Genomic DNA, 21,221 nt, shown 5'->3' with positions numbered 1-21,221 from the left:
GTGATCAAGTTAGGTAAGGCTAAGCTAAGAGGAGGCTGGAGTTCAACCGGGCCTCCGGGACGGTGCTCCGTGTCCCGCGGTCACCTGTCTTGCAGGGATACCGCGTGTCACTCCGTGGCCGGATTCGATGGCCGTCGGCCGGGAAGGCCGTCCCGCCGGTCCGCAGGCGCCGATGCGCGGCCCCTCGAACCTCTGCTCGGGCCGTGATCGATCGGCGCAGGCCACCTCGTCGGCCGGGGGTGGTGGGGTCGTGGTCGCCAGGGGGTGTGCCGGGGCTCGATGGGTGCTGTGCATCGGCCCGAGGCATATCCGCAGTTGGCCGAAAAGGCCTGTGCGCTGTCCGTTCCGGTGGCGCGAACCTGTACCGGGCTCCGTGCGCTCCCTAGCATGGTCGTCCTACAGCTGATGCTATCTACAGACACGGGTGAGAACTGGATGCAAGGGGAGTCGTGGCGCCCGGACGCCATCGACACGACGGTGCCCAGCGTGGCACGTATGTACGACTACTACCTGGGGGGCAGCGACAACTACCAGTCGGACCGGGAAGCTTGTGAAGAGCTTCTCAAGCAGGTGCCCAGCACCAAGGTGCTCGCGGTCAACAACCGGCGGTTCCTCCAGCGTGTGGTGCGCCTGCTCGCCAGTGAGTACGGCATACGCCAGTTCATCGACCACGGTTCCGGCCTGCCCACCCAGGACAACGTCCACCAGGTGGCGCAGGCCGTCGACCCCGCCTCCAGGGTCGTCTACGTCGACAACGATCCCATCGTGCTGGCCCACGGCCGGGCGCTGCTCGACGAGAACGACCGCACCGCCGTCATCCAGGCCGATATGCGCGACACCGAGGGCATCTTCGGCCATGAGGAGACGGTCAGGCTGATCGATTTCAGCCAACCCGTCGCCGCCCTCTTCGTCTCGGTCATGCACTGCATACCCGACGAGAGCGATCCGGGCGCTCTGGTGCGCCGGGTCGCCGACCGGCTGGTGCCCGGCAGCTTCCTCGTCGTCTGCCAGCTCGTCAGCGACCGTCCGGAGATCCGCCGGTTCGTCACCGACTTCATGGCCGAGGCCACCGGCGGGCACTGGGGCCGGGTGCGTGAGGAGCGGGAGGTCGCCGAGTACTTCGACGGTCTGGAGATCCTGGAACCGGGCCTGGTGGAGGTCTCGACCTGGCGGCCGGACAACGATCTGGCTCCCGTCCAGCAGACCGACGAGTGGCTGGAGTGGGGCGGAGTCGCCCGTATCGGCTGATCCGGCCGCCGTTCCGCCCGATCGCGGGGCCGCCCCCGGTTGGCGCCGCGGCACGGCCCGGCGTTTCCCCGCGCGGGCGGGGAGACCCGGGCCGTGGGCCCGTCGGGCGCGTCGGTCCCACCCGCGCCGCCGGGGGGCCGTTGCCTGTGATTCCCCGCGCGCCCACGGTCGTTCGGCGCCTCCGGCCACCGTGCCCGCCGCGTGCCTCAGAGTTCGGACGCGCGCTTGCTCAGCACCTCGCGGGACTGCGCCGGGGTGAGCGCGCACGCGCCCAGCCGGTCCAGCATGTTCCGGTACTCCTCGACGACCGGCGGCTTCTGGCTGAACGTCGAGTCCGTCAGATGCTCGATGTACACGGCGTCCTTGAGGTCGCTCAGAGCAAAGCGCAGATACGTCACTCCAGTGCCGACGCCGACCGCGGCCGACACATCCAGCGGCGCGATCTGCAGGGTGACCCTCGGTCGTTCCGTCATCGTGAGCAGATGGTCGATCTGGGCCCGCATGACCTCCCGGCCGCCGACCGTCCGCAGGAGCACGGACTCGTCGATCACCGCCCACAGCCGGGGCGCGTCCGGCTGGTCGAGCTGCCGCTGCCGCTCCTGCCGCAGCTCCACCCGGCGCGTCACCTCGTGCGGAAGCTGCCGGCCGGGCCCCGCCTTGATCACGGCACGGGTGTACGCGGAGGTCTGGAGCAGTCCGGGCACATAGAACGGCTCATAGGTACGGATGCGCTCGGCGGCGCCCTCCAGGGCGACCAGCGGGGTGAAGAAGTCGGACAGTACGTCGTTGAAGGAGCGCCACCAGTCCGTACGGTGGGACTGCTCCACCAGCCGGAGGAACTCGGCCACGCGGTCATCGCCGTCGACCCCGTACAGGCTCAGGAACGCCAGGGCGTCCGCCCGCTTGCAGCCATGGCGGCCGAGTTCGATTCGGCTTGTTTTCGACCGTGAGAACCCGAGGCGGCGGTCCACATCAGCGGGATCCAGCCCCGCCGTGGTGCGCAGCTCGCGCAGTTTGCCGCCGAGGATCAGCTTGAGCGCCGTGGGGTTCTTCTCCACCGCCCCCAGCGGTCGTGCGAACAACGACTCGTTCGGGTCGGTTGCAGCCATCGGGCGCTCCTGCGGACGGTGGGAAAGTGCCAGTATCCACCATGCACACCTCAGGTGGCGTGAGACCGGGTCGTCGGCTGACGACTTTCAGCCTATGACCGAGTCGAAGTCGCCACTTCTGGCTCCTGCCACGAACGCCGCCATCTCGTCCCGCGTATAGATCAGGGCGGGACCGTGGGGATCACGGGAGTTGCGGATCGCCACCGAACCGTCGGGCAGCCCCGCCATTTCCACACAATTGCCCGTCGCGTTGCTGTGACTGCTCTTGGTCCACGTCACCGCCAGTGCGGTCGCCGGCATGCCGTTGTAGATCTGCTCCACTGCAACTGCCCCTCACCGTACGGATGTTCGCTCGCTCTACTCTCCGGCGAATGCAATCTCGAATGCAATCCCGGATGCAATTGCATTACGGGCCGACGCTCGACCATACTCGTGACCACGGCGGCTGACATCGCGTCAACGCCTGACCTCCAGGGGGACATGGCCTGTGACGACCCATGTGTCAGTCTCATCGAGCACGAGCGCCCGACCGGGACCCCGTTCCCGCGGCGCCGCGCCCGGTACGGACCGGGCATCCGGATCGGCATCTTCGAACGGTCTTCTGTGGAACCAGGACACCGGCCCCGCCGGGTTCGCGGCATGCGGCCTCGACGGACGGCTCCGCAACGCGCCCCAGGCGCGTGACTTCGTCGCCGACACCCTGAACGGCTGGGCGCTGGACGGACTCGTGTCCGACGCCGCCCTGGTCGTCAGTGAGCTGGTCACCAATGCCGTCCAGCACGCGGTGGACCCCGCCGTGCCCGACATCGGCGACTATCCGGTCTGGCTCGGCATCTTTCTGCACCCCGGTGATCTCGTCTGCGCGGTGACCGACCCCAGCTCCAGCCCGCCGCGGCCGCGCGAGGCCGACGAGGACGCCCTGGGCGGCCGGGGCCTCGCGCTGATCAGCGCCCTGAGCGACACCTGGTCGTGGGAGCTGACGCCTCCGCGCGGGAAGACCGTCTGGGCGGCGCTGCCCCTCCCGCCCCACCGGCCCGACGCGGCGTAACCTTTCCTCGCACACGCACACGCCCCATCGTACGCACCGCGCACCCCGGACACGCCGGGCCGCGCAGGTGATGGGCGCAGCCGTCCGAACGCGCCGGAGCCCGGCCACGCGCTGGTGCGTGACCGGGCCCCGAGTGCCGCGGATTCCCGGCTGTCAGCGGGAGTCGACCAGACCGTGCGGGGGCGCCGTCACGGTCCGGGCGCCGGGCTTGCCGCCCAGGACGACCTTGCGGAGCGACACGTTGTTGGTGAGGTCCGACTCGTGCAGCTTCTTGTCCGGGTTGGCGACCACCTGGATGTAGTAGGTCCCGTTCGGCACGCCGGTGATGTCGAAGGACTGGCCCGGAAGGTATCCCGAGTAGGTGTCACCGGAGCCGACGTCCAGCGCCTGCCGTACCGACAGGGCGTTCTGCTCGCCGCAGGCGGAGCCCAGATCGGTGCTGAACGGATGCCAGTTGGCGTTCTTCACCGTGTAGTCGACGGCATCGGTGTTGACCAGGCAGAACGCCTCCTTGTCGCTGCGCACGACCTCCTTCTTGTCGGCCTTGAGTAGCCGGTAGGCGGCGAAGTCGGTGAAATGCCAGTGCATATGGCCCTCGCGCGGGTCCCACTCCATGGTGCCGGTGGGCGCGTAGCCGACCTGCTTCCCCGACGCGTCGTGGAAGTACTGGTAGGCGTCCATCAGGTCCTTGCCGGGCTTGCGGAACCCGTCCACGACCAGCGGTGCGGGGCCCGCGTTCCAGGTGGTGCTGCCGAAGGCGAGGTGGTCCCGGCCCGGGACCTCCCCCACCGCGCCGCCGGAGATGAAGATGTCCCAGGCGGGCAGGGCGCGGAGATCGGGCTTGGGCACGTTCGCCGGCACGCCCGCCCGGTCGGCCGGGCGCTGTGCGGCCGGCTTCAGCGCGGGCCTGCTGCGCGATCCGTCCGTACGTCCCGGTCCGTCCCCCGCGGCCGCGGCCGCGAGCCCCGCCTTCTTGAGCGCGTACGGCAGGGCCGGGGGCGCGGGAGTGTCGATGCCGTGACCCCGGAGGTTGGCGTGCCCGAGACCGTCCACGGGCCGCGCCGGGCCGCCGTGACGGCCGTGACCGGAGTGACCGGAGTGACCGGAGTGCGCGCCGCGGGTGCCCGCGGCCGGCGGGCCCGGCACCTCCGGGGGAGGCGCCTCCCCCGGGAGCACGGTCACCTTGAGCGTCCGGCTCTCGTTCGGCATCCCGAGCAGATCGCGGTAGGGCTTGGCCACGGACACCTTGGCCGTGTACACGCCCGCCGGCACATCCACGGGGGTCGAGTAGTAGCCCTGGTAGGTGTTGGCGGCCCAGCCCTTCTCCAAGCCCCACACCGAGCCGAGCGTGAAGGGGTTCGTGGGACAGCTCTGCGGATACTTCGACGTCGCCGGGGCGTCGGGGCGGATGCGCCCGGAGGCGTTGTTCGGACAGAACGCCTCCTTCCGGTTCACGACGGCCTTCCCGGCGGAGTCGGTGAGGGTGATCTGGAGGAAGGACTGCAGACCCGAGAAGTCCTTCACCATGCCCGCCGGGAGGGTCTTGGTGCTCACCTTCTTGCCCGTGCGGATGATCTGCCGGGCGACGACCGGGTCGTTGTAGGACGTGCGGGTGACCTTGAATTCGAGGGGGCCGCCCTCGGCGCTCACATACGTACCGAGATCCAGGTAGACGCCGGACGGCTCCCCGGGCTCCCCCTCGTACCGCTGGAGGGTCACGGAGCCCGAGGCGGCTATCAGACTGAGCTTCGGGGCCGTGGCGGCGGACTTGGCGTCGGGTGCGGCGCCGGCGACGCCCGCGGTCACGGCGAGCGCGGCCGAGACGGCGAGGCCCGAACGCCACAGACGGTTGCGGTGATTTCTGCTCATTGTTCCTCGTTGACGAGTGCCACTGAACATGGAGGGTCGAACGGTCTGCTCACGGATGGTCAGCCCCTGCCGTACGCGTCCGGCGGCGGGATCCGCGGCTGCCCGTTGAGAGGGAGGGGCCCGGCTGTGGGTTGTCTGTGCATCCGGGATGCGGGAATCGTTGGCCGGAAACCCGTGATCCTCATGGGATTCGGACTTCCTGAGACGGTTTCCCTCTCCATGGGTCAGAGATGTGGTACGGCGCTCTGGTTCGGATGTGGGGTGGTCCGGCCGCCCGACGGGTGGACCGGGTGATGTGCGTACATCCGGAGGCACCGGCGCGGAGCGTGGTCGTACGGTGGACGCCAGGGGGTACCGACGTCCGGCGCCCGGTGTCACCGGGTGACGACGACCAGCTTTCCCACGCGGCGGCCCTGCTCCATGTCCTGATGGGCGGTCCTGATGTCGTCGAGGGCGTACACGTGCACGGGTCCCAGGGAGATCCCGCCCGTGGCGATCCGGTCGAGCCAGCGCTGGAGCACCTCGGCGGGCAGGTCGCCCGCTTCGCCGCCGTACGCGGTCAGGCGCACGCCCCGGGGCAGATAGGCGATGGGGGAGAAGTCATGGACGATCCACTGGTTCGACAGCATCCCGGTGAAGCAGACGGTCCCGTGGATCCGGGTGGCGGCCAGGGTGTCGGGAAGGGTGGGGGTGCCGACCAGTTCGAGCGCCGCGTCCACGCCTTCGGGAAGGAGGTCCCGAACCCGTGCGGCGATCGCGCCGTCGTCGACCAGCGGATGATCGACCCCGTGCGCGGCGAGCGCCGTGGTGCGGTCGGGGTTGCGGGTCGTGGACAGCACGGTCGCGCCGAGGTCCTTGGCCAGGGTGGCGGTGGCGAGCCCCAGGGCGGAGGTCCCGCCGCGGATCAGCAGGGTCTGGCCCGCCCGGAGGTCCAGTCCGGTGGTGAGGGAGCCGTACGCGGTCTGGAGTGTTTCGGGCACCGCGCCGAGGGTCACCCAGGGCAGCGCGGAGTCGAACGGGATGATCTGCGAACGCGGTACGACGGTGTACTCGGCGTATCCGCCGTCGTACGTACGCCCCATTCCGCCCATCATGGCGGCCACCTGCCGACCCGCCTCCAGCACTCCCCCGGGGTCGGCGTCCACGGTGCCGACCGCCTCGATCCCCGGCACGCGGGGGAAGGTGACGCCCTCGGCGAGCCCGAGCCGTGCGTGCAGCTCGGACCGGTTCAGCCCGAACGCCTCGACCCTGATCCGCACCCGGCCCGGCCCGGGCTCGGGAACGGGGAGGCTGCGCAGCCGGAGCGCTTCCACGCCTCCGGGTGCGTCCAGTACGACGGCTCTCATGGTCCCTGCCACTGCTGCCTCCTCGGTCGGTGCGCCGGGGTCATCGTGGCGCAGCACCGCAGAGGCGCGGGCGGAGCGGGGCGGTGATCGCACCGCGGTGGGCACCGATGGCGTACACGCGCTGAGGCGCCGACCGGTGGCGCGGTCCAGCGCCTTGGGGCCGGCGGACCGCGCCCGGCGGGGGATCAGGCGCGTGCGAAGCGGTCGAGGGCCCGGAGTTCGAGGTCGCGTGTGGTGTCTCCGCCGAGATGCCCCTCGGTTTCGACGACGTGGAGTTCGGCACCGGGCCAGGCGCGGGCGAGATGCCACGCGGTGTCCAGGGGAGTGCTCAGGTCGAGCCGGCCGTGGATCAGTACGCCGGGGACCGGGGCGAGCCGTCCGGCGTCGCGGATCAGGGCGCCCTCCTCCAGCCACGCGCCGTGGGAGAAGTAGTGGGAGCAGATCCGGGCCAGGGCCAGCCGGGCCGCCGTGGGGCGGGTGCCGTAGGGCCGGGAGGAGCCGTTCGGCTCACCGGAGACGGCCGTGTCCTCCCATGCGCACCAGTCGGCCGTGGCCTTCTCCCGCACCGCCGCGTCCGGATGCCCGGTCAGCCGGGCGTAGGCCGCGACGACGTCGCCGTCACGGGGCGTGCCGGGGGCGCCGGCGAGGAAGCGTTCCCACTCCTCGGGGAAGATCCGGCCCAGACCCCGGTAGAGCCAGTCGATCTCCGAGCGGCGTGTGGTGGTGACTCCGGAGACGACCATCGCGGACACCCGCGCCGTGTGCTGTCGGGCGTAGGCCAGCATCAGGGTGGAGCCCCACGATCCGCCGAACAGCAGCCACCGGTCGATTCCCAGCCGCTCCCGCAGCAGTTCCATGTCGGCGATCAGATGCGCGGTCGTGTTGTGCCGCATGTCCGTGGCCGGGTCGGCCGCGTGGGGGGTGCTGCGTCCGCAGCCGCGCTGGTCGAACAGGACGATCCGGTACCGCTCCGGGTCGAAGTACCGGCGCAGCCGGGGGTGGCAGCCCGACCCCGGCCCGCCGTGGACGAAGAGCGCGGGTCTGCCCTCCGGATTGCCGCAGACCTCCCAGTACACGAGGTTGCCGTCGCCGACGTCGAGCATCCCGTGCTCGTACGGCTCGATCGGCGGATACAGCTCACGCATGCGGGGACCTCCTCGGCCAAGATACAACAGTGCTGTTACAATACGGTGTGCCTCACTCGCCCGGTCCCGAACTGCTCGGTACGCGGCTGCGCCAACTCCTCGATCTCCTGGACGGCGATGTCGCGGCCGTCTACGAGGACCTCGGCCTGCGTGACTTCCGCCCCCGATTCGCCCCCGTCGTCCGGGCCCTGGCCGCCTCCGGGCCCAGTGCCATCCGGGACCTCGCCCGCGCCATCGGAGTGACTCATTCCGCGGCCAGTCAGACCGTCGCCCACATGGCCGCTCAGGAGCTTGTCGTCCTCGCCCCCGGAGAGGACGCGCGGCAGCGTGTCGTCCGTCTGACCGCTCGCGCCGAGCGACTCCTGCCGGTCCTGGACGCCGAGTCCGCCGCCACCACGGCCGCCGCCACCGCGCTGGAGGCCGAACTCTCCTTCCCCCTGAGCGCCTTGGTCGACGAGGCGCTGGACGCCTTGCGCAGGCGCCCGATGCGCCGCCGGATCGCCGACGCCGCCGTCCCGCAGCCCGCGGCGCCCCGCCCCGGCGCCCCCGTACCACCGCCGTCGGACCTGACCGGGCCGTGACCTCGGTGGTACGGGGGCGCCGACCGGAACGGGCCGTTCGCCGGGCGCCCTTCCGTGTTCCCGGACCGCGCGGGCACCCTCGCGTACGAGGTGGCTGTGCCGGACGCCGGGGGCGGCTTCCGCCGACGGCTCCCCTTGTTCCTCCACCGGGTCGGTCCGCCCGCGGTGGAGCGGCTGAAGAGGGAGCCGAACCGAACCGTGGCGCAGGGCCGAATCGTTCGGGAGGACAAGGCGCGGATTCAGGCGAGCAGGGCTGCGGCGGCCGCCAGCAGGTCCTGGTTGCGCCCGGTGACGTCGCGCTCGGTCAGCAGGTGCAGTTCGTCCGCCTGGACGCCGAGGTCCTCCAGCGGGACGTCGACGTTGCCGCGTGCCCGCGTGGCTCGCCGGAGCGCGACACGGAACCCGGCGCCGCGGGGCAGCCCGCCGAGCAGCTCGGGCAGCCAGACCCGCAGCAACTCGTGGGTCCATACGTTGGCGCCGCCGGCGCCCGTGCGCCGCGCGGTCCCGAGGACGGGCCCGAGGCCGTTGTCCTGGAATCCCGCCGCGAAGATGTCGGCGGCAGAGTAGGACAGCGCGTCGGTGATCAGGACTTTCGGGCCGGCGTGGCGGGGCAGTCCGGCGGTGATCGCCTCGGGGTCGGTCAGCGGGAATCCCTGGGAGTACGGCTCGCCGGTCTCCACGGCGGCGCGGATCGAGCTCGACCAGACGCGGAATCCCGGGTTGGACCGCGTCAGCGCCAGCGCGGCGCGGGTGGTCGGCAGCGAGAAGCACACGGGGACGACGGGGGCCTCGCTCAGGACCTGCAGGGCGCACTCCGCGGCCGGGACGTGGCCCCCCGGGTTGCCGCGGATGTCCACGATCAGCGCTCTCGCCGGAGCGCGCGCCGCGATCCGCGCCACCTGCTCGGCGAACAGCCGCGCGCTCGGGACGTTGAACGAGAAGACGCGCAGGTACCCGAAGGAGCGGCCGCGGAACCGCAGTGTCCGGTGGTCCATGACGCCGCGGAGGGCCGCCGCCGGACCCCGTGCCCGGGCCGGCGCGAACAGCGCCCGCTTCAGTTGGCGGGTGGCTTCGTTTCCCGCGTCGATGCCGAGGCTGGTCGCGAGCGTCGGGACGGGATCCTGCGCGCGTCCCGCGTGCCGCCCGGCGGCGCGCACGCGCCACGGGACGCGCGTCTCGCGGCGGCGGCCGGCCGGTGTGCGGTAGGACAGCGTGACCCAGCGCTCGTCGGGCGGGGGACAGGTCCGAAGGGGGCGCAGCGCCAGCGAGTCGAGCGCGCGCGCCAGGCGCGCGTCGAGGTTGGCGCCCGCCTGCGCGGCCGCGTTGCGCTCGATCGCCCGCTCGATCGGCACGCCGTTCCCGGCCTCCAGTTCGGCGCCGGCGTCGAAGCCGTTGTGCGCGAGGGAGCGGTCGATCCTGGAGACGATGTGGTGAGGCGTCCCGTCGGCGTCGAAGTAGCGCTCGACGAGAAAACCCAGTGTCGCCACATGACCGCGGTACGGTTCGGGCAGCTGATACACGGTGTGCAGGTCGCACAGCCCCCGGAAGACGCCCGCGAGTTCGGCGTGGAACTGCAGCTCGCTGAGCGGGGCGAGGCGGCGCTCCAGCAGGCGCAGGCCCTGGACCGGGTCGGTGGCGTACATCGCCCGCTTGAGCGGGAGGTGGACGTAGAGCTCCTCCAGCAGTGCGCGCGCGGCGGCCACGAGCTGGTAGCGGGCCGCGAGCGGCAGCGGGTCGGCGGCGCTCCGTTCCAGGAACTCGTCCAGACCGGTCGAATCCGGCAGGGCCCGGACCCGCCGGGCGGCCTCCGGGCTCATGGGTAGTACCCCGCGAGGTGCTGGAGCTGGGGCACGCCGCTGCGTGTCACGGCGGCGAAGTAGGCCGCGTCGTGGGTCAGCGGGTCCAGGTGCGGGATCTCCAGACCCGGCGGGACCTCGCCGCCGGCGGCGAACGCGCCCAGGTCGCCTTCGGGCATGTCGCCGAACAGGACCAGCGGGGCATCGGGGTCGTCGAGCGGCCCGCCCCACCCCGCGAGCGCGTCCTGCGAGTCGTGCCAGGCGGCGACCGGGTCCTTGCGGACCTTTTCGAGCGCGCGCCTGACGCCGGGCCAGTCGAGCCTGGCGTCGGTCCGGTCCGGCTGACGCACCGCCACGCGGCGCTTGAGCCCGGCCACCGTGATCGTGTCGGTGTCCGTCGCGCCGGCGGCGGTCATCAGCGACGGCGTTCCGTAGAACGGGCGGCCGCGCACCACGACCAGCCGCACGTGGCGCTCGGTCGCCTCGATGACGGTGCGGTACACGTCCTGACCGGGGGTGTGCCGTTCGAGGACGAGCAGGTCCGCTGCGCCGCCGCGCCGCAGCCGGCCCACCTGTGGCCCCCAGGCGGTCGCCAGCGCGTCGCCGGGGTTCGCGGTGACCATGTCGCACAGGTCGCGGTCGCTGAAGCGCCCGCCGAGCGCGTGGCCGTTGACGGCGTCGGCGACCTTGAGCTCGCCGAGCACGTGCTTGGTCCCCGACGGCGACCAGTCGGAGCCGAGCGCGATCCGCAGCCCCTTCCTGTCCGCCTCGATGACGTTCGTCGTGTCGTGGTAGAGCCAGTAGTTGGAGAACGGCGACCACACGAGGGTCCCCCGCTCCGCGGCGTCGATCTCCGCGACCGCGTTCTGCCAGTGCTGGAAGTCGGGGGCCCCGAGCGCGGTGCCGTGCACGCCGATCAGGCCCGGCTTCAGGCACGGTTCGAGTTCCTCGAACTCGCGTCGCACGAGGGAGCCGGGCCTGCCCTCCGCGACGTGGTAGATCAGCAGGCGCGTGCCGTCGAGCTTCGGCGCCCGGTCGTCACGGAGGACGTCGGCGTCGAGCTGGAGCGCCGCCGTCATCACCATGTCGGTGCCCGCCGGCAGTTTCTCGGTGTCGATGATCCGCAGCAGCCAGCCGTCCACGGGGCGCGTCGAGATGGGCGCGCCCTGGATGGCCGTGGTCCCGCCGATCAGCGCCTTGACCTCGGCGTACTTGGCCAGCGCCTCGGGCGCCGCCTGACCGAGCACCTTGGCCGGCCAGGTGACCGACGTGGAGTAGCCGGGCGGTTCGTCCTCCTTGACCCATCGGTCGTGGTGCTGGTAGGGGACGCCGACCGCCTCCCACAGGGGGAGTGTGTTGTACGTGAGGTGGTTGTGGAGGTCGATCAGACCCGGGAGGATCAGCGCGCCCGTGTCGATCCGCGGCGCGCCCGAGAAGCCCGCGGGCGGGTCCTGCCCGGCGGGCCGCACCGCGGCCAGACGGCCGTCGTCGCCGACGTACACGGCGCCGGGGTCGAGTACCCGGTGCTCGCCGTCGAAGGTGACGACCGTGCCACGGAGTACGAGCGCCATCAGCCCGGCGCCTTCCAGATCAGGGTGTGCCCGTCGTCGGGTGACGGGCGGCCGACGGAGTTCTGCGCCTCGCCCGGCTTCGCGCGCACCCAGGCGTCGTCACCCAGGAACGCCGGTGCGCCGAAGGGCAGGTCGCGGCGGGGGATCGCGCTGTAGTCGGACTCCTTGAAGACGGCGCCGTAGTTGGGGCCGGTGTTGTCGCCGTCGTCGTCCGGCGTCACGATCCGGCGCAGCTGCGTGACGCCGCCGCGCCACGCGTCCAGCAGCGCCGTCTCGTCGTGGCTGGACGGGTGGGGGACCTCGACCAGCGTCGTCTGGGGCCGGGTGGTCCACAGGCGTACCGCCTCCTGGGCCATGAACCCCATCGCGACGACGGCCTGCAGTGTCCCGTCGGTCGCCCGGTCGAAGACCGCGTTGCGCCACTGCGTCTGCGCCGGTTCGTCGAGTCTGTCCTTCATCGCGAAGGCCTGGCCCGGATGGACCGCGTACGCCCACGCGTTGAGGCAGACGTAGGAGCGGGTCAGACCGAGCTTTCCGAGGAAGCCCTGCACCCGCTGCCCGGCGTTGCCCACGAGGCTGCGCCCGGCGATCCGCTCGGTCGGCCCGGGGTCCGAGGCCACGATCAGCACACGGGCCGAGCCGTCGAGCCGGCCCCGGTAGAAGATCGGCCCCCAGTCGTACCAGAACGCCGACAGGACGGGCGGGTCGGGCACCTTCGCGAGCAGCTCGGCGAACCGATCCGTCGGCCCGCGATCGTATTCCGGCGTCATGGTGGACCTCCTCGACCGGCCGATGGCACACGCGATTACTCCGTGATCACGTCACGGGAGCGGCATGGCCGTGCCGGCGGAGAATGGGCAGCTGCCCGGGACACCTCTGTGCCCGGGACACCCCTCACGCCGGGCGGCCGGAGCGTCCTGGCCCCGGCGGGAATCCGGGGGCTGTCGGCCATGCGGGTGTTCCATCCCAAGGGAACACACCGCTCCGGCCCTCGCAAACGGTGGCGGCCGCCGCCTGCGCGAGCCCGGTTGTTCCGCTGGGGCACGGGTGTTGTCCGTCGGCGGCGGTTCGCGCGGGCGCGGGCGGCGGACGTCCGTGGCACCGGCGTACGGCGATGCCGCCACCGGGCGTGCGCGCCGGGATCAGGGCGGTGGCCCGCCCGCCGGGCGGACGACGCCACTTCGACGACACTCCTCAGAGGCCGCCCGATACCTCGACAACGGCCCCGGTGACGTAGGAGGCGCCGTCGGACATCAGCCAGGAGATCGCGTCGGCGATCTCCCCCGGCCTGCCGGGACGCCCCAGCGGGATCCGGGACGCGACCCGCTGTGCCCGCCCCGGCTCGCCGGCACGGGCGTGGATGGTGGTGTCGACGGTCCCCGGGGACACGGCGTTGACCCGGACACCGCCGGCGGCCAACTCCTTGGCGAGCCCCACGGCCAGGGTCTCCACGGCCGCCTTCGTCGCGGCGTAGGCCACGTACTCGTACGGGGATCCGGTACGCGCCGCGACCGAGGAGACGTTCACGATGGACGCGCCCTCCGTCCGCCCGGTCCACCGCCGTGCCGCCTCCCGGCAGAGCCGGACCGGCCCCACCACGTTCACCTCGACGACCCGCCGGAGATCGGCGTCGGTGAGGTCCACGACCGGACCGATCCTGCCGGTGACCCCGGCGTTGTTCACCAGGCCGACCACCGTCCCCAGGTTCTCGGCGGCCTCGAACGCCCGCACCGGAGCGTCGTCCCCGGTGACGTCCAGCCTGATCCCCCGGACGAGACGGCCGGTGTCGAGGAGCCCGGACTCCAGGGCCCCGGCCTCGGCGTCGGAGCCGGAGTGCGTGAAGAGGACCGCGAATCCGTCGGCGGTGAGCCGCTCGACGACACTGCGCCCGATGCCCCGGCTGCCACCCGTGACGATCACGACCCGAGGATGTCTCTGCCCGTCATACGTCCCCATCGGCACCCCACTTCCTCTCCCGCGGGGATTCCCGTCCCCGCCCCGGCCGACGCGGTCCGTGACGACCGGTCATGTCCCGGCGCGGGGCCGGTTCCCCCTCGGGCCGCCTCCGGCGCGTTCGGTGTCCGTGCTCCCGGGCACCCGGCGGGCGGCGCACTACTCCTCCTGCCGGCCGATTCCGGCGACGCGGGTCGCCAGATGGACCACGAGCCGTTCGTCGGGGCGGGAGAGGTCGACGGGGAGCAGCGCCCGGACGCGTTCGAGCCGGTGCAGCACGGTGTTGCGATGGACGCCCAGCACGCCTGCGGTCGTCGTCGCGGACGACTCGTGGTCGAGATAGCAGCCGAGGGTGTGGACCAGTTCCCCGCGGGGTCGGCGGCCCACAGCGGCTCCAGCAGATCGGCGGCGACCTCGCGCAGGGGCCCGGAGCCGTACCACCCCACCAGCAGGCGCTTCAGGCTCATGGCGTCGATGTGCTCGACGGCGCCGGCGACGTCCTGGGTCCGCGCGAGGAGACACGCCTGCCCGGCCTCGTGCAGCGACTGCTTGAGACCGGCGGTACCGGCGTGGGGCCGGCCGATTCCGGCGCAGAGCCGCAGACGCAGCCAGTCCCGTTCCTCCCGGAGCAGGGCCCGCCGGACGCTCCGGGCCAGTTCGGCACCGCGCAGCGCGTCGGGCTCCGTGTCCGACGTCGTCCAGAACACCCAGCCGTCCGGACGCTCGACGAGGCTCGCCGTGATCCCGTGGTGGGTGAGGGCGTCCTCGATCCGCTCGGCGAGGTCCGTCGGGCGCGAACGGCCCGACTGCCAGCTGACGACGACGTGGATCGCCGTGTGCCAGCCGGAGAGCCGCCATCCCGCGGCGGTCGCGCGTTCCACCGTCCGGCCCGGCGGTGCCTCCGCGTGCTCCAGGATCTCCGTCAGCAGCAGCGCGCGCCGGCGGCTCTGGCGTTCCGCCGCGAGCGACCGGGTGGCCAGATACGCGGTGAACGCCCAGGCCCCGACGCCCAGTGCCTGCTGGGCCGGCTCCGTCAGCGACGAGCCCGCCCTGGGCAGCCGGGCCGTCAGCCAGAGATTGGCCGGCCCGCCCGGCTCAAGCGTGAGCGGCTGCAGCACCACCCGGTGGTCCCCGTCGGTCTCCGCCGACGAGGCGGCGGGCCCGCCGCGCTGGAGGTGAACCACGAGACCGGCGGCGACGAGCGATTCGCGCGCGAGTGCGTCACCGGCGACCAGGCGGCCCTCGCTGTCGACCAGCGCGACCGGATTGCCGAGCGTCGCGCACAGGACGGCGACGAGTGCCTCCGGGGTCTGCGACGCGGTCCTGAGCCGGTGCGCGGTCTGCGCCACCATCTTGGCGCCGACCACCTCGGGCCCGCGGACGTGGGGATCGAGGGCCGAGACGACCGCGGCGGTGTCCACATGGTCCAGCAGGACCAGCGGCACCTCGAACTTGTCCGCGAGCCGCCGGGCCGCGAGCGGGACGGCGGTGGCGGGCCGCTGGAGGATCAGCCCGGCGATGCCGACGCTGTGGCCGAGGCGGATCGCGTAGTCCGTGAGGACATCGGCCGCGTCGAGCCGGCCCGGTTCGAAGACGGCGGCCGTCCCGGCGCGCAGATCGCCGATCCGGCGCGGTGACGTCCCCGGCAGTACGGCGATGAGCCGACGGCCCAGCCCGGCCGCGCCGCCCACCACCTCGTGCCCGGGCAGCAGCCCGAGGGCGAGCAGCTGTCCGAGGCTCACGTACCCCGACCGGTCCGGCACAGCGTCATTGTCCCCCATGAGCGCCGCCGGCCGGAGCGCCTCGGCCGGCCGGCCCGATCCGGGAGCCCTCCGCTCCGGCGCCGGCGGACGCCTCACCCGGGGGTTCCCCGTCCGCGCCGGTGCCGTAGCGGCGCACCTGCCTGCCGCGCTGGAACACCACGCGGACGCGGGAGCGGTACTCCGCGAAGTCGAAGGGGTCACCCGCGAGGAGCAGCAGGTCTGCGCGGCGGCCCGGTGCGAGGGTTCCCGTCCGGTCCCCGAGGCCGAGGAGTTCGGCGGCGGACGACGTCGCCGCGCGCAGCACCGCGGGTCCGTCCAGGCCCGCCGCGTGCAGCAGCTCCAGCTCCCGCAGGTTGGAGCCGTGCGGGAACACCCCGCTGTCCGTCCCCATCGCGATCCGCACGCCCGCCTCGGCGGCCCGCCGTACCGACGCCCGGTGAACCTCGACGACGTCACGTGCCTTGCGTACCACGGCCTCCGGGAAGGCGGCCCCGGCGTCCATCCGCTCGGTGAGCGCGATCGGCGCGAGCAGGGTCGGCACTAGCCAGACCCCGGCGTCCGCCATCATGCCGATGGCTGTGTCGTCGAGGTGGATGCCGTGCTCGATGCTGCGGGCCCCGGCCCGGACGGCGTTCCTGACGCCCTCGGCACCCTGGGCGTGGGCCATGACCGCGAGGCCCGCCCTGGCCGCCTCCGCGACACAGACGGCGAGTTCCTCGTCGTCGAAGTGGGCGTGGCGGGGATCGTCGCGGGGCGAGAGCACGCCACCGCTGGTGCACACCTTGATGACATCGGCGCCCGCGCGCACCAGCTCCCGTACCCGGACGCGCATCTCCGCGGGGCCGTCGACGATCATGTCCGGCCGTCCGGGGTGCGGCGTCAGGAGCCGCAGACACTCTCCGTTGGCCAGCCACCCGTCGGTGTGCCCGCCGGTCTGTCCGAGGACGGTGATCGCGGCCACCACATCCGGCCCCTCGATCAGGCCGTCCGCGAGCGCCGCCTTCACCCCGAGGTCGGCCCCGCCCGCGTCGCGGACCGTGGTGATGCCGCAGTCCAGGGTGCGGCGCAGATTCCGGGCCGCGGCGAAGAACTGATAGGAGAACGGCTCCTCCATCATGCCGAGCCGGTCCGCTCCCGAGAGCACGGTGTGCACATGGCAGTCGATGAGGCCCGGCAGCACCGTGAGCCCGGTGGCGTCGACCGCGAGGTCACCGTCCAGGCCGGTGCCGATGTCGAGGATCCGGTCGTCCTCCAGGACCACATCGGCGGGGCGCGGGCCGGCGCCGGTGCCGTCGAAGACCGTGCCGGAGTGGATGAGGGTCCGGGTCATGCGCGCCACCGTGCCCGCCCGCCGTCCCGCCGGGCAGGGCCGGCGCCCGCGGAACGGACCGCCGGCCCGGCGGCGCGGGGCGGGCGTCGTGAGGGCACCGGACGCGAAGTGCGCGAGGGACGGGAGGAGTCCGGGGATCGCGGGGGATGCCCTGGGCACCACGGTTGCGGGGAACGCACGTGACGCGGGGAAGGCTTCATGAGGTCTCCGAAGGGGGGAGTGCTGTCGTCGGCGCCCACCGGTCCAGCAGGGGCCCGGCGGCCTTCACCTGCACCCGGGCGCAGTCCCCGGGGACGTAGGCCATGGGAATCTCGTTCACGGTGGTGATCCGCACGCGGGCCGGATCGGCGCCCGCCCGCACCGCGGCCTCGGTGGCGGCACGCCTGGCCTCGTCGAGGCACTCCTCCCGGCTGCTGTCGTCGAACCGGTAGGCCCGGTCGATCGTGCCCGACGCCTCCGCGATGGCCGCGCCGATGGCGTTCGCGACGGAGGCGTGCTCGTGCCGGTGCACCTCGCTGACCCCGGGGATCGCGTCGGGGATGAGATGGGCGGCCCCGCCGACGGCGATCAGGGGCATGTCGACGCGGGCGGCCTTGATCCGGTCGGTGAGCACCTGGATCCGTCCGTCGACCCAGCCGAGCGCGCCGTCCACGACCTTGAGGGGGACATCGGCGGCCCGTGCCGGGTCACCGAAGCGGGCCCGGTCCGCCAGTACCGAGACATCGGAGAGGGTGAGCGTGTCGCCGCCGAAGATCCGGGCTTCCTCGGTCAGCCGGTACCCCACGCTGTCGGGGCCGACCGCGAGCTCCGGTTCCGTCCGCACGATCGTGCCGCCGCCCAGCCCGATCGAGATCAGGTCGGGCATCCGGTAGTTGGTGCGTACCCCGCCGATCTCGACCGCGAGCGCGGACGCGCGCGGGAAACCGTCCACGAGCAGGCCGACGTCCGCCGAGGTGCCGCCGACGTCCATCACGATCGCGTCGGACAGGCCCGAGAGGTAGGCCGCGCCGCGCATGGAGTTCGTGGGTCCCGACCCGATGGTGAGGATCGGGCGCCGCATCGCCTCCGCGGCCGACAGCAGCGTGCCGTCGTTCTGCGTCACATAGATCTCCGCGTGCAGCCGGTGACTGTCCAGGGCCTGTTCGAGCCCCGCGACGATGCTCCTGCCGACGAACGTCAGCGCGCCGTTGAGGATCGCGGAGTTCTCCCGTTCGAGCAGCCCCAGACCGCCGACCTCGTGCCCCATCGTGACCGGGAAGCCCTCGCCGAGGATCTCGGCGACGATCCGGGCGGCGTGGATCTCGTGCTCGGGGTTCGCCGGCGAGGTCACCCCGGTCAGGGCGATGGCGTCGACCCGGTTCCGGCACTCCTCCGCGAAGCGGCGGACCGCGTCGGTGTCCAGCGGGTTGATCTCGGTGCCGTCGTACTCATGGCCACCGCGGACGATCGCCACCCGGCCGCGCACGGCGTCCGCCAGTTCGGCCGGCCAGGCGGCCAGCGGCGCGATGGACAGTGTCGCGGGCGCCGCGATGCGCAGGATCCCCACCCGCGCGAGGTCCTTGCGCCGGATGATGGCGTTCACGGGGTGGGTCGTGCCCAGCATCACCCGGCCGACCTCGTCCGGGCCGACCTCGGCGAGCACACCCGCCAGCGCCGCGCGGATACCGTCGAAGACCTCCGGAGTGGTGGCGGCCTTGTGACTGCTGACGACCCGGCCGAGCGGGTCGACGGCCACCGCGTCCGTGTGGGTGCCGCCGACGTCGATGCCGATGCGCAGGGAACTCACTTCGCGCCTCCGAGGGGGACGTAGTCGATGTCGTACCCGAAGGCACGGGGACCGGCGAGGGCGATGCCCTCGGGTGTGCGCCAGCGGTCGAGAGCGGGCATCGCGATGAGGTGCAGCCGCTGTCCGTAGGCGAGCGCCTCGGTGGTCAGCGGCACCCCCGTTTCGACGTCGATGAGGGTGATGAGGTCCGGCACGGTCACCTTCGCCTCGCCGTCGTCGAAGGCCACCAGGTTCTCGTTCTGGATCTCGACCCGCATGACGCGGTCCTCGGACTCCAGGTGCTGGAGGGTGACCGTGCCCCGCGCCCAGCCGCCGGTCGTCCGCCGCTCGATGTCGGCGACCTTGCCGGTGAAGAGGATCTCCGCCTCGCAGAACCTCAGGAACTCCTCGTACGCCCCGGCTTGCCCCTCCTGGACGGCGCGGATCCGGCGGCCGATCTCCAGGCAGTAGGTCAGGGAGCCGTTCGCCCCGTGCCGGACGCACTGCTCGGCGGTGATGGAGTAGGCGCTCATCACGGCGACCATGCCCATCTGGGCGACACAGGCCCGGACGAGCTTCTCGCCCATGGCGTTGTCGACGCTCTCGAAGAGCACGTAGTTGCCCTTGACGTCGGCCAGTGTCATCGGCGACGACGGCAGACCGGCCAGCGTGAACAGGGTCAGCTCGATCTGCGGGAACGCGCGGCGCATCGAGTCCGCGTCCACACAGGGCAGGCCCAGCTCCGCGGCCACCACGAGGGGGAAGAGGGAGTTCATCCCGCCGTTCTCGATCGGCAGGACCGCCACGCCCGTACGGCCGAGATGGCCCTCCAGCGCGCGCAGCCCCTTCGCGGCCTCGCCGCCGTTCGGGAACTTCTCCACGATGACGGTGGGCGCGCCCACCATGGCGACCGGCAGCAACAGGCCGTCCGGGTCGAGGTCGGCCGCGTCGACCACTTCGACCGGGCCGTGCCTGCTGATGGCCTCGCTCAGCATGAGTTTGGCGATGTACGGGTCCCCGCCGCCGCCCGTGCCGAGCACCACCGCGCCCAGGGCCAGGTCCTCTACGTCGTCCAGTGTGATGTAGGTCATCGACTCACCTCCGATAGGTGGAGAGCGAACCAGCTGTCCGGGGGGATGTCATCGGGCAGTGTGCCCAGTCCGGGCGGCTTCCTTGGGCGTTTCGCCCCGGCAGGTGCCGTCGCGGTCCGGCCGGTCCGGCGCGCGGGGGCGGCCCGGGCGGCGGCCCGTGCCCGCCCGGCCCGACCGGTTCCTCTCATCGCGGGCCCGGGGGCGGTGCTTCACCGGTGGGCGGAACGCCCATGGCCGTGCCGTCTGTTGGGCATCGTGCACCTTGTCAGTCTTCGGCCGTGAGCCCAGCCTGAAGACCTGACCCCGCCGCGTGCCCAGTAGGAGGCCGCATGAATCCCACCGTCTCCATCCAGATCACCCGCGACAGGCGGCCTGGACCTCCGGGACCTCCGCGCGAGGGGGCCGCCGACCGGGTGACGTCCGGTCGCGGCACCGTCGTCCGCCCGGTCGCCCGCGAGGCCGGGCCGACCGCCCCGGCCGCGTACCGGCACGGGTACGGGCACGCACGGGAACCGGGGCCCGCGTACGAGAACCGGCGCGGCGTCCCGGCCGTCACCGGCGGACGGAGGCGGGACCATGGCCACCGGTGAGGCGATGCCCACCCGGACCGGGCCGCCGGCCACCGGCCCGGACACGGGGGCGGACACCCCTCGGCCGCTCGACGTCGCGGACGGCATGCGCCGCCGCCGTATGTACCGTGAGTTCGAGGAGCGGCCGGTACCCCGGGAACTCCTCGAACGCATGGTGTGGGCGGCGACCCGTGCCCAGCAGGCCCGGTCCGGTGTACGCAACCTCGTGGTCGTCGACGATCCCCGGCTGATGGCCACCGCGCGGCAGGTGCTGCCCGGATTCCTCAACAACGCGCCCGCGATGCTCGTCCACTGCACGGACCTCGAACGCGCCGAGCGGGTGATGGGCCGGCGCGGCGCCCGTCTGGCGTCCCGGCTCGACGCCGGCGCGGCCTGCGCGCACCTGGCCCTGATGGCCCAGACCCTGGGACTCGGCATCTGCACCATCACCAGCTGGTCCGGGGCCGCGGTCTCCGCGCTCCTGGACCTGCCGCCCCACATCCGGCCAGATGTGACGATCGCCGTGGGGTACGTCCCGGCCACACCCGCGCCCGGGGCGCGCGGTTTCACGACCTCGGTGCACCACAACCGCTTCGGATCCGAGTTCCCGAGGGGGGATCGCTGATGTCCGGGAACCTGGACCAGAAGCTGTTCGAGATCATCACCCATCTGGTGTGCAGCGCCCCCGTGAGCCTTGAGGAGACACCGGTCCTCGGGGCCTTCCGCATGGTCGACGCGGCGAGCCGCCTCATGGAACTCGCCGAGAAGGACGAGGCCTTCGGCCGGGACGAGTTCCTGAGCCGGGCCAGGGCCGACCTCCTCGCGCACGTGAACCTCGCGATGACCGATCAGCCGGCGTTCGAGGCATGGCTCGCGGAGAATGTGGAGTCCTTCACCCGGGAGGCGCGGCGTCGGGCCCGCGACTGCGCCTGACACCACGCCGCACCGGACCGGGCCGCCGCCCCGGGGGCGTGCCCCTGGGGCGGCGGCCACGACGGTACGTCCAGGGAGGGGGCCGACCACCCCGTGGGAGCCGG

General features: G+C 72.6%; 18 protein-coding genes and 1 pseudogene. 5 read left to right on the top strand and 14 right to left on the bottom strand.

Annotated features, from left to right (window positions below; all coding sequences use genetic code 11):
* Positions 1 to 435 precede the first annotated feature (435 nt).
* The gene (locus ACFYT4_RS21335; RefSeq protein ID WP_389271240.1) at positions 436 to 1,248 is read left to right on the top strand and encodes an SAM-dependent methyltransferase; all 813 of its coding nucleotides are present in this window, start codon (positions 436 to 438) and stop codon (positions 1,246 to 1,248) included.
* A 206-nt stretch (positions 1,249 to 1,454) separates the two neighbouring features.
* Here the strand turns inward: ACFYT4_RS21335 and ACFYT4_RS21330 are convergent, their stop codons facing one another.
* Both ACFYT4_RS21330 and ACFYT4_RS21325 read right to left on the bottom strand, forming a co-directional pair.
* Positions 1,455 to 2,357 (bottom strand): helix-turn-helix domain-containing protein, encoded by a 903-nt coding sequence (locus ACFYT4_RS21330; RefSeq protein WP_389271061.1) that lies wholly within the window; start codon positions 2,355 to 2,357, stop codon positions 1,455 to 1,457.
* Between the two features lie 87 nt (positions 2,358 to 2,444).
* On the bottom strand, positions 2,445 to 2,678 hold the full coding sequence (locus ACFYT4_RS21325) for a DUF397 domain-containing protein (RefSeq protein ID WP_389271058.1): 234 nt from the start codon (positions 2,676 to 2,678) through the stop codon (positions 2,445 to 2,447).
* Between the two features lie 178 nt (positions 2,679 to 2,856).
* Between ACFYT4_RS21325 and ACFYT4_RS21320 the strand changes: the two genes are divergently transcribed.
* Positions 2,857 to 3,405: an ATP-binding protein gene (locus tag ACFYT4_RS21320; protein WP_389271055.1), complete on the top strand. Its 549-nt coding sequence runs from the start codon at positions 2,857 to 2,859 to the stop codon at positions 3,403 to 3,405.
* A 153-nt stretch (positions 3,406 to 3,558) separates the two neighbouring features.
* Here ACFYT4_RS21320 and ACFYT4_RS21315 read toward each other — a convergent pair whose 3' ends face one another.
* The 3 genes from ACFYT4_RS21315 to pip all read right to left on the bottom strand — a co-directional run bounded on the left by ACFYT4_RS21315 (position 3,559) and on the right by pip (position 7,765).
* Positions 3,559 to 5,274: a lysyl oxidase family protein gene (locus ACFYT4_RS21315; protein ID WP_389271052.1), complete on the bottom strand. Its 1,716-nt coding sequence runs from the start codon at positions 5,272 to 5,274 to the stop codon at positions 3,559 to 3,561.
* A 374-nt stretch (positions 5,275 to 5,648) separates the two neighbouring features.
* Positions 5,649 to 6,620 carry a zinc-binding alcohol dehydrogenase family protein gene (locus ACFYT4_RS21310; RefSeq protein ID WP_389271237.1) on the bottom strand — a complete coding sequence of 324 codons (972 nt, stop codon included), beginning with the start codon at positions 6,618 to 6,620 and terminating at the stop codon, positions 5,649 to 5,651.
* A 185-nt stretch (positions 6,621 to 6,805) separates the two neighbouring features.
* Positions 6,806 to 7,765 (bottom strand): prolyl aminopeptidase, encoded by a 960-nt coding sequence (pip, locus tag ACFYT4_RS21305; protein ID WP_389271049.1) that lies wholly within the window; start codon positions 7,763 to 7,765, stop codon positions 6,806 to 6,808.
* A 47-nt stretch (positions 7,766 to 7,812) separates the two neighbouring features.
* Here pip and ACFYT4_RS21300 point away from each other — a divergent pair, with 47 nt between their 5' ends.
* Positions 7,813 to 8,346 carry a MarR family transcriptional regulator gene (locus ACFYT4_RS21300; RefSeq protein WP_389271046.1) on the top strand — a complete coding sequence of 178 codons (534 nt, stop codon included), beginning with the start codon at positions 7,813 to 7,815 and terminating at the stop codon, positions 8,344 to 8,346.
* Between the two features lie 239 nt (positions 8,347 to 8,585).
* Here ACFYT4_RS21300 and ACFYT4_RS21295 read toward each other — a convergent pair whose 3' ends face one another.
* The 9 genes and pseudogenes from ACFYT4_RS21295 to ACFYT4_RS21255 all read right to left on the bottom strand — a co-directional run bounded on the left by ACFYT4_RS21295 (position 8,586) and on the right by ACFYT4_RS21255 (position 19,615).
* Positions 8,586 to 10,163, bottom strand: coding sequence for a S41 family peptidase (locus ACFYT4_RS21295; protein ID WP_389271044.1), 1,578 nt, complete (start codon positions 10,161 to 10,163; stop codon positions 8,586 to 8,588).
* Positions 10,160 to 11,713 carry a hypothetical protein gene (locus ACFYT4_RS21290; RefSeq protein WP_389271041.1) on the bottom strand — a complete coding sequence of 518 codons (1,554 nt, stop codon included), beginning with the start codon at positions 11,711 to 11,713 and terminating at the stop codon, positions 10,160 to 10,162. Before ACFYT4_RS21290 ends, ACFYT4_RS21295 begins: the two co-directional genes overlap by 4 nt.
* Positions 11,713 to 12,483, bottom strand: a complete 771-nt coding sequence (locus ACFYT4_RS21285; protein ID WP_389271039.1) for a uracil-DNA glycosylase family protein — start codon at positions 12,481 to 12,483, stop codon at positions 11,713 to 11,715. Before ACFYT4_RS21285 ends, ACFYT4_RS21290 begins: the two co-directional genes overlap by 1 nt.
* A 424-nt stretch (positions 12,484 to 12,907) precedes the next feature.
* A complete protein-coding gene (locus ACFYT4_RS21280; protein ID WP_389271036.1) occupies positions 12,908 to 13,669 on the bottom strand; it encodes an SDR family NAD(P)-dependent oxidoreductase in 762 nt (253 codons plus the stop codon).
* A 156-nt stretch (positions 13,670 to 13,825) separates the two neighbouring features.
* The gene (locus ACFYT4_RS21275; RefSeq protein WP_389271235.1) at positions 13,826 to 13,969 is read right to left on the bottom strand and encodes a helix-turn-helix domain-containing protein; all 144 of its coding nucleotides are present in this window, start codon (positions 13,967 to 13,969) and stop codon (positions 13,826 to 13,828) included.
* 230 nt (positions 13,970 to 14,199) lie between these two features.
* A pseudogene (locus ACFYT4_RS21270) lies at positions 14,200 to 15,018 on the bottom strand (hypothetical protein); the annotation flags it as partial.
* Between the two features lie 415 nt (positions 15,019 to 15,433).
* Positions 15,434 to 16,759: an amidohydrolase family protein gene (locus tag ACFYT4_RS21265; RefSeq protein WP_389271033.1), complete on the bottom strand. Its 1,326-nt coding sequence runs from the start codon at positions 16,757 to 16,759 to the stop codon at positions 15,434 to 15,436.
* Positions 16,760 to 16,955: 196 nt separating this feature from the next.
* A complete protein-coding gene (locus ACFYT4_RS21260; RefSeq protein ID WP_389271030.1) occupies positions 16,956 to 18,545 on the bottom strand; it encodes a hydantoinase/oxoprolinase N-terminal domain-containing protein in 1,590 nt (529 codons plus the stop codon).
* On the bottom strand, positions 18,542 to 19,615 hold the full coding sequence (locus tag ACFYT4_RS21255; protein WP_389271027.1) for a DUF917 domain-containing protein: 1,074 nt from the start codon (positions 19,613 to 19,615) through the stop codon (positions 18,542 to 18,544). The genes ACFYT4_RS21260 and ACFYT4_RS21255 overlap by 4 nt, the downstream gene beginning before the upstream one ends.
* A 576-nt stretch (positions 19,616 to 20,191) precedes the next feature.
* Between ACFYT4_RS21255 and ACFYT4_RS21250 the strand changes: the two genes are divergently transcribed.
* Together ACFYT4_RS21250 and ACFYT4_RS21245 are read left to right on the top strand one after the other, a co-directional pair.
* The gene (locus ACFYT4_RS21250) at positions 20,192 to 20,809 is read left to right on the top strand and encodes a nitroreductase family protein (protein WP_389271024.1); all 618 of its coding nucleotides are present in this window, start codon (positions 20,192 to 20,194) and stop codon (positions 20,807 to 20,809) included.
* Positions 20,809 to 21,117: a DUF6092 family protein gene (locus tag ACFYT4_RS21245; protein WP_389271021.1), complete on the top strand. Its 309-nt coding sequence runs from the start codon at positions 20,809 to 20,811 to the stop codon at positions 21,115 to 21,117. The genes ACFYT4_RS21250 and ACFYT4_RS21245 overlap by 1 nt, the downstream gene beginning before the upstream one ends.
* Positions 21,118 to 21,221 lie beyond the last annotated feature (104 nt).

This window comes from Streptomyces sp. NPDC004609 (genome assembly GCF_042873655.1).
Taxonomy (GTDB): domain Bacteria; phylum Actinomycetota; class Actinomycetes; order Streptomycetales; family Streptomycetaceae; genus Streptomyces.
The sequence above is the reverse complement of the archived record's forward strand: the minus strand, read 5'-3'. Positions and strand labels throughout refer to the sequence as shown.